At 31.6% G+C, this 14,859-nt stretch carries 16 protein-coding genes; 13 read left to right on the forward strand and 3 right to left on the reverse strand.

The genetic code is table 11. From position 1 onward, the window contains the following. The 4 genes from NE054_RS03595 to NE054_RS03610 form a co-directional block, all read left to right on the forward strand. On the forward strand, positions 1-1,073 hold a 1,073-nt coding region (locus NE054_RS03595), incomplete at its 5' end, for a TolC family protein (RefSeq protein ID WP_297888625.1). After that, on the forward strand, positions 1,070-1,498 hold the full coding sequence (locus NE054_RS03600; RefSeq protein ID WP_297888628.1) for a FixH family protein: 429 nt from the start codon (positions 1,070-1,072) through the stop codon (positions 1,496-1,498). The genes NE054_RS03595 and NE054_RS03600, both read left to right, overlap by 4 nt. Further along, entirely contained in the window at positions 1,467-1,685 is a 219-nt protein-coding gene (locus tag NE054_RS03605) for a hypothetical protein (RefSeq protein WP_297888631.1), read from the forward strand. Before NE054_RS03600 ends, NE054_RS03605 begins: the two co-directional genes overlap by 32 nt. 13 nt (positions 1,686-1,698) lie before the next feature. Next, entirely contained in the window at positions 1,699-4,095 is a 2,397-nt protein-coding gene (locus NE054_RS03610; protein WP_297888634.1) for an efflux RND transporter permease subunit, read from the forward strand. Here NE054_RS03610 and NE054_RS03615 read toward each other — a convergent pair. Together NE054_RS03615 and NE054_RS03620 are read right to left on the reverse strand one after the other, a co-directional pair. Beyond that, positions 4,060-4,584 carry a phosphatase PAP2 family protein gene (locus NE054_RS03615; protein ID WP_297888636.1) on the reverse strand — a complete coding sequence of 175 codons (525 nt, stop codon included), beginning with the start codon at positions 4,582-4,584 and terminating at the stop codon, positions 4,060-4,062. The genes NE054_RS03610 and NE054_RS03615 overlap by 36 nt on opposite strands. Next, the gene (locus NE054_RS03620; RefSeq protein WP_297888639.1) at positions 4,581-5,642 is read right to left on the reverse strand and encodes a PHP domain-containing protein; all 1,062 of its coding nucleotides are present in this window, start codon (positions 5,640-5,642) and stop codon (positions 4,581-4,583) included. The genes NE054_RS03615 and NE054_RS03620 overlap by 4 nt, the downstream gene beginning before the upstream one ends. A 95-nt stretch (positions 5,643-5,737) precedes the next feature. On the opposite strand from NE054_RS03620, the gene NE054_RS03625 reads away from it, so the two are divergent. Beyond that, on the forward strand, positions 5,738-7,534 hold the full coding sequence (locus NE054_RS03625; protein WP_297888642.1) for a TonB-dependent receptor: 1,797 nt from the start codon (positions 5,738-5,740) through the stop codon (positions 7,532-7,534). Next, the gene (locus tag NE054_RS03630) at positions 7,535-8,092 is read left to right on the forward strand and encodes a hypothetical protein (RefSeq protein ID WP_297888645.1); all 558 of its coding nucleotides are present in this window, start codon (positions 7,535-7,537) and stop codon (positions 8,090-8,092) included. Here NE054_RS03630 and NE054_RS03635 read toward each other — a convergent pair. Further along, positions 8,055-8,558, reverse strand: a complete 504-nt coding sequence (locus tag NE054_RS03635; protein ID WP_297888648.1) for a transcriptional repressor — start codon at positions 8,556-8,558, stop codon at positions 8,055-8,057. The genes NE054_RS03630 and NE054_RS03635 overlap by 38 nt on opposite strands. 80 nt (positions 8,559-8,638) lie before the next feature. On the opposite strand from NE054_RS03635, the gene metE reads away from it, so the two are divergent. The 7 genes from metE to arsB all read left to right on the forward strand — a co-directional run bounded on the left by metE (position 8,639) and on the right by arsB (position 14,825). Further along, positions 8,639-10,921, forward strand: a complete 2,283-nt coding sequence (gene metE, locus NE054_RS03640; RefSeq protein ID WP_297888651.1) for a 5-methyltetrahydropteroyltriglutamate--homocysteine S-methyltransferase — start codon at positions 8,639-8,641, stop codon at positions 10,919-10,921. Between the two features lie 41 nt (positions 10,922-10,962). Then, positions 10,963-11,757, forward strand: coding sequence for a TIGR04219 family outer membrane beta-barrel protein (locus NE054_RS03645; RefSeq protein WP_297888653.1), 795 nt, complete (start codon positions 10,963-10,965; stop codon positions 11,755-11,757). Positions 11,758-11,840: 83 nt separating this feature from the next. Next, entirely contained in the window at positions 11,841-12,158 is a 318-nt protein-coding gene (locus tag NE054_RS03650) for a metalloregulator ArsR/SmtB family transcription factor (protein WP_297888656.1), read from the forward strand. Beyond that, positions 12,151-12,576 (forward strand): arsenate reductase ArsC, encoded by a 426-nt coding sequence (locus tag NE054_RS03655; protein ID WP_297888659.1) that lies wholly within the window; start codon positions 12,151-12,153, stop codon positions 12,574-12,576. The genes NE054_RS03650 and NE054_RS03655 overlap by 8 nt, the downstream gene beginning before the upstream one ends. Before the next feature lies 1 nt (position 12,577). Continuing rightward, complete coding sequence (locus NE054_RS03660; protein ID WP_297888662.1) at positions 12,578-12,823, forward strand: thioredoxin family protein; 246 nt, start codon at positions 12,578-12,580, stop codon at positions 12,821-12,823. 2 nt (positions 12,824-12,825) lie between these two features. Continuing rightward, entirely contained in the window at positions 12,826-13,779 is a 954-nt protein-coding gene (locus NE054_RS03665) for a permease (protein ID WP_297888665.1), read from the forward strand. An 8-nt stretch (positions 13,780-13,787) separates the two neighbouring features. Beyond that, complete coding sequence (arsB, locus tag NE054_RS03670; RefSeq protein WP_297888668.1) at positions 13,788-14,825, forward strand: arsenical efflux pump membrane protein ArsB; 1,038 nt, start codon at positions 13,788-13,790, stop codon at positions 14,823-14,825. Positions 14,826-14,859 lie beyond the last annotated feature (34 nt).

The following is a 14,859-nucleotide window of genomic DNA, read 5'->3' on the forward strand; positions in this document are numbered from 1 at the left end:
TTAACAATTTAGAAAAAATTTCATCGTTAAAAGAAAGGTATTATTTATCTTTTCCTAATCCAAAAATAACTTTTGGATTCAATAATATTGAGCTTAACAAACCTTATCTTTCTTCTAACAATCCCATGGGAAGTTTTTCCATAGGAATAACTCAGGAGTATGTCCCTTTTATCAAAAGAAAATTAGAAAGTGAGATTTATTCTAAAGAGAAGGAAGTGGTAAAAATAAGTAAATATATTTTCCAAAAACAGTTAAAAAGACAAATAAAGGAAAATTATGTTGATTTTATATTTACATACCGAAAAGAAGAGATACTGAAAAATCAGTTGAACCTATATAACAATTACAAGAGTATTGCTGAAGAATACTACAAATACGGAAAATCCGGATTAAAGGATATTCTTTCCATAGATACGAAAATTTTAGAAATCCAAAAAGATTTAGAACAGGTTTACAAAGAACGAGAAATTCAAAAACATAGAATTTTTTATTTGATAGGTGGTTATTTTCCACTAAAAGATGATAAGGATATTGAGTTTGAAGAAATTCAATCTAAAAGTGTAGAAGACAGTCCATACTTAAAACAGATTTATTTAGAGATAGAAAAAATTGATAATGAGATTCAAAAATCAAAAGTAGAATATTTGCCTAATTTAGAGTTTATGGGTGAGTATATGTATAGAACTGGTATGCCAGATATGATAACCTTTAAAGTCGGGGTTCAGATACCTGTGTTCAAATCAAAGAAAGAGGATTTGGTGGTGTTACAAAAGAAAGAAGAAAAGTTAATAAAACAGTTAAATCTTGAAGACGAAAAGTTGAAACTAACAAATACTGTTTTAAGTATAAAGTCAACCTATGAAAAAAACAACAAGATTTTAAAGCTATATAAAAACCTTATTTACGAAAAAGAAAAACAGATAAAAGCAATTGAACTTTCTTTAAAGTACAACAAATCCGATTTTAAGGAATTGATAGATATTCTAAATGAAGTTTTACAACTAAACTTAGAAATGCTGAATTTAAGAGTTGAAAATCTTAAACTCATCTTCCAGTTAGAGGAAGTATTATGAAAAAACTTTTATTTTTGTCAACGCTAACTGCAATAGTTTTAACAATGTATTTTTTATCACAGTACAAAAAGGATGAGAGTAAAACGGATAAAAATTTTCTTTTTTCTATAAAACAGGACGATACAGAAATTGTATTTTACGGCTTAAAGCCATCATTAGATGTTGGGATTAACCGTATCTTAATTAAATCCAATAAAAGAGTCAATCAAGTTTACTTTTATATGCCTCCTATGCCCGGAATGGGGGAAATGAGAGAAGATGTTGAACTTAAAGAAATTTCTTCAGGAAGTTACGAAGGAAAAGTAAACATATCCATGGCTGGTGGATGGCAGGTTGTAGTTGTCACCGAAAACAAAAAACTTACTTACAATTTAAATATTCCTTTTAAAAAATGTGTTGGTTGTTCCTTCATCTGCGATTGTTGATACAGGAACAAAACAGATAGTGTTTTTAGAGTCCGAAGATGGAAAGTATATACCTAAAAAGGTAAAAATAGGTAAATGTAACATTGATTACTGCCAAGTTTTAGATGGTTTAAAAGAAGGAGACAAAGTTGTTGTAAAAGGGAACTTTATGTTGGACTCCGAAGCACAGATTAAAAATATTTACTAAAAGGAGGTTTAAGATGTTAAAAAAATTTATTATTTTTATGTTGTTATCATCAGTGGTTGCTTTTGGACAACCAAAAGAGCCTTCAAAAAACGGAATACCGATAAGGTTAGGTGATATTGCAAACGTTGTTGAAACACCAGCTCTAAGAATGGGAACAACAGACTTCAACGGTTTTGGAAATACTGTAGCCGGTATAGTTGTAATGAGGGCAAACGCAAACGCTTACAAAACAATACAAGATGTAAAAGAAAAATTAAATCAGTTGAAATCCGGATTGCCAGAGGATGTAGAGATTATCCCTGTTTATGATAGGTCAAAATTTATAGAAGATTCTATAAACCATCTAAAAAAAGTTTTGATAGAAGAGTCTATAGTAGTTGTAGCTGTGATAACTTTTTTTCTCTTTAGTTTGGCTCTTGGTTTTGTAATTGTAATCTTCTTGGTACTTTGTATTTTACTGACATTTATCGTTATGGAACTTTTAGGTATAAATTCAAACATCATGTCCTTAGGTGGAATAGCTATAGCAATAGGAACTATGGTTGATGCATCAATAGTGCTGATAGAAGCGTTCTCAAAAAGAAAAGAAGAAGGAAAAGATTTAAAAACAGCTTTAAAAGAATCTTTTTCCGAAGTAGGAAAACCTATATTTCTTGCACTCTTAATTGTAGCTGTTTCTTTTGTTCCTATGCTTGCTTTAAAAGGTCAATCCGGAAAACTCTTTCAACCTCTTGTTTTAACTAAAACTTTTTCTATGCTGTCTGCTGCTATCTTATCTTTAATTGTAATACCGATTTTGATTTATTACTTAGGTAAAGGTAGATTCTTACCTGAAGAGAAACATCCAGTTGTGAGGTTTTTGATAAAAATTTATAATCCTTTGTTTTTCTTCGCTGTAAAGTACAGATTTTTTTTGGTTTTAATAATTCCTGTAACTCTCTTTGCCAATTACTTCATCTATAAAAGTATAGAAAAGGAGTTTATGCCTCAACTTAATGAAGGAGTTTTGATGTATATGCCAATTACATCAACAGGTATATCAATCCAAGAAGCTCAAAATCTATTAACGATACAAAACAATATAATAAAAAACTTTCCGGAAGTGGATACAGTCTTTGGTAAAGCCGGAAGGGCAGACACAGCAACAGACCCTGCCCCATTATCCATGATAGAAACATTTATAACTTTAAAACCTGAAAAGTCATGGCGTCAAGGAATGACTTTAGAAGAGTTGATTTCTCAGATGGACAGTGCTTTACAACTGCCAGGTGTTGTAAACAGTTGGACTATGCCTATTAGAGGAAGGATAGATATGATTTCCACAGGTATAAGAACTCCTTTAGGAATAAAAGTCTATGGAGGAAACATTGAAGAAACTTTAAACTTAGCCACAAAAATAGAAAAAGCATTGAACGGTTTAGAAGGAGTTATGAGTGTATATGCAGAAAGAACATCTTTTGGAACTTACTTAACAATAACTGCAGATAGAGAAAAGTTAGCACTTTACGGATTGAAGTTAGAAGACCTTTCAAAAAACGTTGAATTTCTTTTAGGAAATTCTCCTGTTTCTGTTTTTATATCAGGAAGAGAAAGGTACAACATTACTTTGGGAATTCCAAGAGATTTTAAACAAAATCTACCAGAGCTAACACTTCCTATAAAGGATAGGTATATTCCATTGGAAGCAGTTGCAGAAATAAAAAAAGAATCTAATCCAACGGAAATAAAATCAGAAAATGGGTTGTTCGTTTCTTATGTTTATATAACACCTAAAAAAGACGCAGATATTATCAAAATTATTCAATCTGCAAATGAAAGGATTGATAAAGAAGTAAAATTTCCATCAGGTTACTTTTATCAGTGGAGTGGACAGTACGAATACTGGCAAAAAGCTATCGAAGATTTAAAGCTAATAATACCTTTAGTTTTAGTCTCCATTTTAATTTTAATATACCTTAGTTTAGAAAGATTTTTTGAAACCTTGTTAGTGATAAGTACACTACCTGTTTCTGTATTTGGTGGTTTTCTCTTAATGTATCTATTGGGATACAAGTTAAGTTTAGCAAGTATATCCGGATTTTTGGCTTTGTTAGGAATTGCAGCAGAGATGGGAATTGTAATGGTTATATACATAATAAACTCATTAAAAAATTTAGGTCCAAATCAAAACATCACCACAGCTATATACGATGGAGCGGTAAAAAGAATAAGACCAAAAAGTATGACTATGATTACAATACTTGCAAGTTTAATTCCGGCAGTCTTTCTAAAAGGTACAGGCTCAGAAGTTATTTCCTCAATTGCGGTACCTATGTTAGGTGGAGTAATTACATCGTTTATAGCTTCTTTATTCCTAATACCTGCTTTGTATAGCTTAAAAGAAAAACTCAGTTATATAAAATCCGGATAATCCGGATAAAAACCCTAAAAGGTAGCCCACTAAAACATCAAAAGGAAAATGAGCCCCCATATAAACTCTTCCATACCCTATCAACAACATTATAATAAACAAAATTCCCGATAGTACAAAACTTCCATAAAACAACGAAACAGCAAATAAAGTAGCAACATAGGCACTATCAGCAGAAGGAAAACTTTTAAGACTAACAGGTTCTAAAAGGTAAACATCTTCAAGTAAAGAGGAAGGTCTTTTATGTCTAAAAATGTACTTTATAGATGGTAACAACGTACCTGTTATGATTAAACTCACTATTAAATGTTTGAAAGGAACAGTCCCAACAAAAACGTAATAAATGAAAAAATAAATAGGTAACGAATGGGTTTTACCCATATAAAAAAAGTACTTATAAAACTTATCTAAAAAATGGTTTCTATTATGGTTTATAAGATAAAAAAGTTTAACGTTCCATTTTATTGAAAGTTCCCAATCTTTTCTCAACTCACCACCTTAAATTTGTTAGTTATTACCACAGGTCTAAATCCAAAGTACAAGTTAAAAATCTTAAAGTCATACTCGTAAACTTCCAAGTGGTAAAACCCTTCTTCGGTTAAACTGTAAGTAAACTCTTCTTTATCGGTTTTTAAAACCGGATTGTTGTTGTGGTAAAGGATAGATACAGATTTTTCCAATGATTTTATCTTTAAAATTCCACCAACTTTTACACTCTCTCCTAAAATTTTTACACCTTCTTCATCTTGTCCATAAATGTCTATAAACTTTTGATTTATTGCAAGGTATAGATTACCATTTGAGAGACTTTCTAATACTTCATCTTTCGTTTTCAAAGGATTTCTTGAATACACCTTATTTATTAACCATTTAAATCCGGATTTATAAGATGGTACAAGTATTCCATGAGTTCTCTCTTGATAAACCACCTTTACATGAAGGTCAAGACCACCTATTATGTTAAGGTGCTTTGCTCTACTGTAATAAAGTTCTCTCCATTTATCTATAGGAATAAGACTATTCCATTTATGGATGATATTTCTTGTAATAGGATATATCAAAATATTTTTTATCAAAGCTAATCCAGTTATAAACTTGTTCCACACAACAATGTCTTTTATGTCTATAAACTCGTATAAATAACCATCTTTAAATTCTCCCTTCCATCTGTAATGTTCAAAATCAAAATTATGAGGATGGGATATTACAGGTAATTTGTTTCCCAATAAAAGGAGTCTTCCATCTTGTGTATTTTTTTCTATACCGGAAAAAACTTTATCATCTTCAAAAGATTTGTAATCTGTATTGTCATGGTCTGTAATAAATACAAAATCAATTTTATTCTCTTCCATTGCCTTTTTTATATCTGAAGGTTTTCCTAACGAATCAAAAGAAAACTGAGTATGAACATGGGTTATAACGTTATACTGAAAAAGATTTACAGGTACAAAGTTGGATTTTTTAACTTTGTCAATTTTTATATATTTTATAGGTCTAAACTCAAAGTATAAAATGTAAATTAGCAAAACAACTAAAGCTAACTCCATTTTTCTCCTGTAAAATTTTTTAGAAAAAAGATTATAACATAGATTGTTTATAGTATAATAAATGCAAATAATTTTTATTTGCAAGGAGTGAAAAGTTGAAAAAGTTATTAGCTTTTACGTTGTTAACATCCGGATTAGCGTTAGCTGATGAAGTTAGTATAGTTTCTTCTTACGGTACAAAATCATCAATAGAAGAAACCACTTCTGCTGTAAATGTTATAACACAAGACACAATAGAAGAGACAAAACCAAAAACAATAGTAGAAGCAATAACTAAAATATCTGATATATCGTTTATATCAAACGGTGGTTATGGACAAACAACATCGATATATCTAAGAGGTTTTGAACCAAAAAGAACTCTTGTACTTATAGATGGCATAAGGATAAATGACCCAACCGGATTAAATGGAGCAATGCTTGAACATATCTTAATAGCAGATATAAAGCAAATAGAGATAGTAAAAGGAACCCAATCGGGAGTATGGGGAGCGGATGCAACAGCAGGAGTTATAAACATAATAACCAAAACTCCAGAGAAAGGCTTTCATTCAAACGCATACTTCGAATACGGAAGCTATGTAAGTAGAAAATATGGGACAACCTTTTCCTTAGCTAACGATAAAATGTATATCTTATTTGGTTTACATAGGTTTGATTCTCAATCAATATCAGCAGTAGAACCATACGGAAAAAAATGGAAAGATTTAAATATGGAACCAGACCCTTATAAGAATGATACTGTAAACCTAAAAATAGGGCTAAACATCACTTCAAACGACAAAGTGGAGTCAATTATGAGGTTTGTAGATGCAAGAGTTAACTACGACGGCTTCGACCCGATGACATACAAGCCAGCCGATGCAGATAACAAAGCACACATAAATGAAAAATTTTATGGATTTAGATACGAAAAAAAGTTAAATAACCATCTATTTGACTTTTACTATAACCAAGCAGACTTTTATAGGTACTATACTGAACCATCCGGATGGTTAAAAAGGTACGGATACGAAGGCAAGACTAAAGAGTTAGGATTTAAATACAGATTTGATTATATGAAAAATGCATTTTTGAATTTAGGATTTGTAAGACAGGATTTTATAGAAAACGATACGAATATAAATAACAGATATCATAACATCGGATACTTTTTAACAAATCTATTTAAAGTTAAAGGGCTCATTCTTTCTCAATCAGTAAGAAGAGACAACTACAGTAAATTTGATGACAAAACAACTTTTAAAGTTGGTGGGAAATATATAATCAATCCAAACTTTTACATTTTTGCCAACTACGGTACAGCTTACAATGTCCCAACAATTTATCAACTTTTTAGTCAATACGGAAATCCAAATCTTAAACCTGAAAACACAAAAAACTATGATATTGGAATATCTTACAAAGGACTATCTTTTGACTATTTTAACTACAAAATAAAAGACATGATAGATTTTGATTTAAATACTTTTAAGTATAATAATATATCCGGAGAATCGAAAATTAAAGGTTATGAAGTAGGATACACAAAATCAGTAAAAATGTTAAATACAGACCTTTATATAGGTTATACAACTTTATCTGCAAAAGACCAGAACGATAAAGATTTACCAAGAAGACCAAAAGAGAAACTTGATTTTAGTATTACTATATTTCCACTTGAAAAACTCACACTTAACTTAAACGGTCAGTATATAGGAAAAAGAAAAGATACAAATCAAGTTCAAACCGGATACTACACAGTACTTAACTCTACACTGAATTTCAAAATAAACAAATACCTTACAGCTTATTTAAAGTTTGACAACATAACGGATAAGTACTATCAAACAGTTTATGGTTATGCATCTTTTGGAAGGTCAGTTTATGTAGGGTTAAAAGGGAACTTTTAGATGGATTTTAGAAGTTATTTAAAGTACAAATTCTTAAACTCTGTTTTTACAGGGCTGTCTATCGGCTCTGTTTTTTCCATTTACTCTCCATTACAGCCTTCCATATTCTCATTAGGAGGGGTTCTTTTAGCAATAGGTATGCTTCTAATTGCAAAGTTTTATAAAAAACTTATCAACATCCGGATATTTTTTTTAATATCCCTTTTTGTAGAGGTTGTTATGTTAGCTGTTATTACAGCATTTTTAATAAAACCTTTTACCTACTCAACTGCTTTATTTATTTATTCCGGATACCAGATTACCTTTGTTTTTGGCTCGTACCTTGTTAGAACAGAAACACTTCTTTTAAGAAAGAAAAAATTACTTTCTATATTAGATGTTTACAAGCAATCTGGATATTTGTTTGGTCTTGGTTTTTCCTTTGGATTTTATGAGTTTTTAGAGTACTTTTTTAAAATAACAACAAACCAGATGCAAGTTTACTACCTTCATTTTGTTTTACTGCCTACTGAAATTTTTATTATCTACTATCTTCTAAAGGCTTTTGGTCGTTTCTGAGTTTTTCTTTACATTCAGGGCATATACCGTAAACTTCTATACTATGTCCCAAGATGTCAAATCCATGAACTTCTATAAGTTCTTCTTTAAACTTTTCAAAAGGACAGTTGTCTATTATCACTATTTTTTTACATTCTTGACATACTAAGTAATTTTTCTTTGAAGATAGACCAAACCTTGCCTTGTCTTCATTAAGCATGTAAGCTTTTACAACAAGACCCTGTTTTTGAAGCATGTCAAGATTTCTGTATATTGTTGATAAACTAACATCTATCCCTTTTTCTTTTAATTTAAGGTATATGTCTTCAGCATGCATCGGAGTTATGTTTTCTTCCAACACTTGTAGTATAGCCTTTCTCTGCTTTGTTGTTTTATATCCTTGTGGAATAAGTAATCTTCCCATTATCTCTCCATATTTTAAATCTTTAACATAGCTAAATATTATACCATTTAAAAAATTTTTCAAAATATTTTGCAAATAAGTTGCATTTGAATTTTTACTATGATATAATTTTGCAAATTATTATCATTTGCAAGGAGGCAAAGATGAGAACAACCGTTTACGGCTACCCAAAAATAGGACCAAACAGAGAGCTTAAAAAAGCTGTAGAATCCTACTGGAAAAAAGAAATCTCAAAGGATGAACTATTAAAAAAGGCTCAGGAGATTAACACTGAAAGGATTAAAAAGATTGTAGAATCCGGAATTGATTTAGTACCTTCCAACGATTTTTCCCTTTACGATTTCGTCCTTGATACAGCTACTATGTTTAACATCATTCCGGAAAGATTTAAAAAAATCGAGGACTCTCTTGATATGTACTTTGCAATGGCAAGAGGTAGTGATGATGCTATCGCATGTGAGATGACAAAGTGGTTTGACACAAACTACCACTACATAGTTCCAGAGCTATCCGGAGATATAAAACTTGTAAAAAACAGACCTGTTGAATCTTATAAAAGTATAAAGGAAAATCTTAAAATAGAAACTAAACCAGTTTTGGTAGGACCTTTTACCTTTGTTTATCTATCAAAAGTTTATCAAAAACAGGAAGGGTCCATTTTAATGGAGATGGTAAAAGCTCCTGAAAGTGAAAAATTTGAGTACTTTTTAGATTATTTTGCAAGACTTTACAATCAAGTTTTAAAACAGCTTCAAGATGAAGGAGTTAAAACCGTTCAACTTGATGAGCCTGCTTTTGTCCTGGATATATCAGATAGAGAGGTGGACCTTGCATTAAAAACTTATGAAAAAGTGGTTGAGGGTGTTGATAGATTAGATATCGTTGTTCAAACCTACTATGAAAGTTTGTCTTCCTATGAAAAGTTTATAAACCTACCTGTAAAAGGAATAGGACTTGATTTTGTTTCAAACACGGAAAACTTTGAAAGTATTAAAAAGTACGGATTTCCAAAAGATAAGTTGTTGGTCGCTGGTGTTGTATCCGGAAGAGACCCATGGAAGACAGATTTAAAACAAACAGCTGAGTTTATAAAGTCATTGTTTAAATATGTACCTGAAGAAAATATAATCCTTTCAAATGCAGCTCCTTTATTCCATCTTCCGGTCAGCCTAAAACCTGAAGTAGGACATTTAAGCGAAGATTTAATAAACCTTTTATCCTTTGCAGATGAAAGATTACAAGAACTTACCCTTTTAAAACTACACTTTACAGAAGGAAGACAGCTTCCTGACCAAAACTTACAAAACATAAGAGATAAGTACAAAAACGAAGAAGTAAGAAAATTGGTAAGCCAGTATAAAAATCAACAGGTTGGAAGAAAAACACCGTTTAAAGAAAGATACAGAAAACAGATGGATATATTAAAACTACCTTTATTCCCAACTACTACAATAGGAAGCTTCCCCCAAACACAGGAAGTAAGAAAAACAAGAGCAGATTACAAAGCCGGAAGAATCTCTGAAAATGAGTACAAAGAGTTTATCAAAAAACAGATACAAAACGTTATAAAAATACAAGAAGAACTCGATTTAGATGTATTAGTCCATGGAGAGTTTGAAAGAACAGACATGGTTGAATTTTTTGGAGAAAAGCTTGAAGGATTTGCCTTTACAAAAAACGGATGGGTTCAGTCTTATGGAACAAGATGTGTAAGACCACCTATCATCTACGGTGATGTATCGCGACCAAAACCAATGACAATAGAAGAAATCACATATGCCCAAAGTCTTACCAATAGACCTGTGAAAGGAATGTTAACCGGACCTGTAACCATACTAAACTGGTCTTTTTACAGAAAAGACATTCCAAAAGAAGATATAGCATACCAAATAGCTCTTGCATTAAGAGAAGAGGTTATAGACTTAGAAAATGCAGGAATAAAAATAATTCAAATAGACGAACCTGCATTCAGAGAAGGACTACCGCTAAAAAAATCAAAACAAGAACACTACTTAAACTGGGCTGTAAACGCCTTTAAACTATCTCACGATACAGTTAAAGATGAAACTCAGATACACACTCACATGTGTTATTCTGAGTTTAACGAAATAATAGAGTATATATACAAAATGGACGCAGACGTCATATCAATAGAAGCATCAAGAAGCAAAGGAGAAATACTTGGGGCTTTCGAAAAATTCAAATACGACCATGCGATAGGAATTGGGGTTTACGATATCCACTCACCAAGAGTACCAAGGGAAGAAGAGATAGAAGAGATAGTAAGAAGGTCTTTAAGATACATAGACAAAGAGCTTATATGGATTAATCCGGATTGTGGACTAAAAACCAGAGGATGGGATGAAACTATAAAATCCCTTAAAAATATGGTTAACGTTGCTAAAAAACTAAGGAGTGAAGTATAATTTTAAGGTTAAAAAAAATTTCAAGCAGGAGGGTTAATATTATGAAAAAAGTTTTCCTTTTAGCATCCGTTTTATCTCTTCCGGTTTTAGCAAATGCTTTAGAGCTGGAATTTTCAGCAGGAGCAATACAACAAAAGCCTTCAGGGTACGTATCTTACAAACCACAATCTGATTCAGACAAAATAGATTTAAAGAACGACGCCCACATCGGAGACAAAACACAACCTTGGGTCAAATTAAAATTTGAACATCCAATTCCATTACTTCCAAACATAAAACTAAGTTATATGCCAATGAAATTCGACGGTAGTGGAACACTACAAAGAGATATAAAATGGGGTAATTATACTTACAGCTCAAACGCAGATTACAGTTTATCTGTCAAGTTAGACAGATTTGATGTTACACTATATCACAATCTACCATTTATAAAAACAGCAACAGCTGGAATTTTGGATATAGAGCTTGGAGTTAACGTAAGAACAATATTCTTTGATGGAAAGCTAAACGGAACAGATAAAAACACAGGACAAAAAGTTAGCGAAAGTAAGTCTATAACTTTACCTATTCCTATGGGACATTTAGCAGCAGAGATTAAACCTATCCCTCACTTCTCTGTACTTGGAAATCTTAACTACATAGGGTATAGCAAAAATACATACTATGATTACACATTAGCCGGAAGACTTTATGCTGGTAGTTTTCTCCCACTTGGTAAACTAAAACCGTTTATTGAAGCCGGATACAGGTACGAAAAACTAAAAATAGATGAAAGTAGTGTTAAAACAGATATCAAAATAAAAGGTGGATACGCGTTAGCCGGACTACAATTTTAACAAATCAAGTGGCCTTTTTTAGGCCACTTTTATGACTTTTATCATTTCAAACATATAAAAAATTTTTTATATTATAGTACAAGATGAGAGAACAAAAACTTTTAAAAACATTTTATGCGTTATCCGACCCAATAAGGTTAAAGATAGTAAAAATGGTTATAAATTCCGGAGAGGTATGTGTGTGTAGTTTTGTAGAATACTTTAACATATCTCAACCAAGAATATCTTTCCATCTTAGAATACTAAAAGATGCAAATATTTTAAAAGCCAGAAAAGAGGGAAAATGGGTTTACTACTCAATAACAAAGGAAAATAAAGTTATAAACAGACTAATAGACCTTATAGATAAAAACGTAAAAACGAACAATTACAGTACATTTTGTGGGGTAAAAGATGGCTAAAAAAATAGCTTTTATATGTACAGGAAATTCAGCAAGAAGTCAGATAGCTGAAGGCTATGCAAAATATTTTGCAAAAATCTATGGAAAAGATGTTGAAGTGTATTCAGCTGGCTCTAATCCATCCGGATATGTACATCCCAAAGCCGTAGAAGTTATGAAAGAAGACGGAATTGACATATCAAACCAGTACTCAAAACATATAGACCAAATACCAATTAGCCAAATGGATTACATCATAACTCTCTGTGGAGATGCAGCAGAAACATGTCCCGTAATCCCATCTGCAAACACACAACATTGGGGACTTCCAGACCCTGCAAAGGTGATAGGACCAACAGAAGATGCAAAATTACAAGCTTTTAGAAAAGTAAGAGACGAAATAAAAACAAAAGTAGAAAAACTAATCAAGGAGCTTTAAAATGAAGGAAATAAAAATAATAAGTAGCTCAAACTGTGGAAACTGCGAATTACTTTACAATGTAGTATCAACAATAGTAAAGTCAAAAGGTATAGACGCAAAAGTAGAAAAAGTAATAGATGTTAGAGAATTAGCTAAGTACGGAGTGATGAGAACACCGTTACTGGTTGTAAATGGAAAGTTAAAACACGTAGGTACTCCAATACCAGATCCTCAAACAATAGAAGAGCTTATAAATCAGGATTAGCTATGTTTGAAGTATACGAAAATTTAGCTGATTACATCGTTTATACCACATTTGGTTTACAAAAAGGGGAAAGACTTTCAGAAACCATTCATTTTATAATTTATGACACACTGAAAATTTTTACTCTTTTGATTGTGATAATTTTTTTTATATCTTTTATCAGAAGTTATTTTCCTTTGGAGAAAACAAGGAAAATTTTATCTAAACATAAAAGTATAGCTCTACCTTTGGCAGCGTTTTTGGGTGTTTTAACACCTTTTTGTTCCTGTTCTGCTGTTCCTATGTTTATAGGATTTGTGGAAGCTGGTATTCCTTTATCAGCTGCATTCACTTTTTTAGTGGCATCTCCTATGGTAAATGAGATTGCACTGGGTTTACTTTTTTCATTATTTGGTTTTAAAGTGGCTATCTTATATCTTGTTTTTGGTATAATAGTTGCAACAGTATCCGGATACATAATAGACAAACTAAATCCAAGAAATCTTATAGAAGACTACGTTTTTGAACTAAAATTCGGGGAAAGTCAAATCCAAGAGCTATCTTTCAAGGAAAGATTAGAATTTGCTTACCACAACGTAAAAAATATTCTAAAAAAAATATGGCTTTATATAATAGTTGCTATAGGGATAGGCGGTTTCATTCATGGATACGTTCCTCAAGACATTGTAGAGAATATTTCTAAAAACGCAGGAGTTTTCTCCGTTCCTTTGGCTGTACTAATAGGAATACCTCTATATTCAAACGCAGCTGGAATACTTCCGGTAATTCAAGCCCTGATACTAAAAGGGGTTCCTATAGGAACAGCACTTGCTTTCATGATGGCAACCACAGCTTTATCTTTTCCAGAATTTATGATTTTAAAACAGATAATGAAACCAAAACTCATAGCAATTTTTGCCTCAATCGTAGGAATTTCAATAATAATCGTTGGATATTTACTTAATTTCATTTTATAGGTTGAGTTATGGAAAAAATAGTATCCATTTCAATTTTCTTTTTAACATTATTCTTCGTAGTAAAAAAACCTAAAGGAATAGACATTGGATGGAGTGCCACATTTGGAGCCACACTTGCTTTAATTTTTGGTGTAGTTTCTTTTAGTGATGTTATTAAAGTAGTTGAAATTGTATGGGATGCTACATTAGCCTTCATCGGAATTGTTTTTATATCATTGATACTTGATAAAATCGGATTTTTTGAATGGGCTGCCCTTCACATAATAGAACTCTCAAAAGGAGATGGAATAAAATTATTCATTTATCTTATCCTTTTAGGAGCCGGAATATCAGCTTTTTTTGCAAACGATGGAGCAGCTTTAATACTAACTCCAATAGTTTATCAAAAAATAAGGTACCTTGGATTAAGTCAAAAATATATGCTTCCCTACATAATGGGAAGTGGTTTCGTATCTGACACAACAAGCCTTCCCTTGATTATCTCAAACCTTGTAAACATCCTAACGGCGGATTTTTTTGGAATTGGATTTTTCGAATACGCATCAGTAATGGTATTTGTAAACTTTTTCTCATTGGTGGCAACATTAACAGTTTTATATCTTTACTTCAAAAAAGATTTAATAAAAAAAATTGATTTGGAAGTACTTGAAGATAAACCACCTAAATACGCAATAAAAAACAAATTTCTCTTTAAGCTAAGCTGGTTTGTTTTTCTTATACTATTTGTAGGTTTTTTCATAGCTGAAAATTACCACATCCCTGTCTCTTTTATAATTGGGCTTGGAGCAACGATACTTGGTATAGCCACCTATAAAGAAGAAATCGTTGATATAAAAAAGGTTGTTTTAAAGGAAACTCCTTGGAAAATTATCGTTTTTTCCATAGGCATGTACGTTGTTGTATACAGTTTAAAAAATGTAGGATTCACAAGTATGTTAGCTTCCTTAATAAAAACCACTACCGATATATCCTTGAACCTTGGAATAATAACCACAGGCTTTTTAGCAGCTTTCTTATCTTCAATAATGAACAACCATCCTATGTAAATTACTTTTTGTTCTAAAACATATAACCATAGTA

The organism is Sulfurihydrogenibium sp., assembly GCF_027448985.1.
In the GTDB taxonomy this organism is placed as follows: domain Bacteria; phylum Aquificota; class Aquificia; order Aquificales; family Hydrogenothermaceae; genus Sulfurihydrogenibium.

Excerpts from the sequence above, each read along its gene's own strand:
- NE054_RS03600 (WP_297888628.1), top strand. The coding sequence starts at position 1,070 with ATGAAAAAACTTTTATTTTTGTCAACGCTAACTGCAATAGTTTTAACA.
- NE054_RS03610 (WP_297888634.1), top strand. The coding sequence starts at position 1,699 with ATGTTAAAAAAATTTATTATTTTTATGTTGTTATCATCAGTGGTTGCT.
- NE054_RS03620 (WP_297888639.1), bottom strand. The coding sequence starts at position 5,642 with ATGGAGTTAGCTTTAGTTGTTTTGCTAATTTACATTTTATACTTTGAG.
- NE054_RS03630 (WP_297888645.1), top strand. The coding sequence starts at position 7,535 with ATGGATTTTAGAAGTTATTTAAAGTACAAATTCTTAAACTCTGTTTTT.
- metE (WP_297888651.1), top strand. The coding sequence starts at position 8,639 with ATGAGAACAACCGTTTACGGCTACCCAAAAATAGGACCAAACAGAGAG.
- NE054_RS03645 (WP_297888653.1), top strand. The coding sequence starts at position 10,963 with ATGAAAAAAGTTTTCCTTTTAGCATCCGTTTTATCTCTTCCGGTTTTA.
- NE054_RS03650 (WP_297888656.1), top strand. The coding sequence starts at position 11,841 with ATGAGAGAACAAAAACTTTTAAAAACATTTTATGCGTTATCCGACCCA.
- NE054_RS03655 (WP_297888659.1), top strand. The coding sequence starts at position 12,151 with ATGGCTAAAAAAATAGCTTTTATATGTACAGGAAATTCAGCAAGAAGT.
- NE054_RS03660 (WP_297888662.1), top strand. The coding sequence starts at position 12,578 with ATGAAGGAAATAAAAATAATAAGTAGCTCAAACTGTGGAAACTGCGAA.
- NE054_RS03665 (WP_297888665.1), top strand. The coding sequence starts at position 12,826 with ATGTTTGAAGTATACGAAAATTTAGCTGATTACATCGTTTATACCACA.
- arsB (WP_297888668.1), top strand. The coding sequence starts at position 13,788 with ATGGAAAAAATAGTATCCATTTCAATTTTCTTTTTAACATTATTCTTC.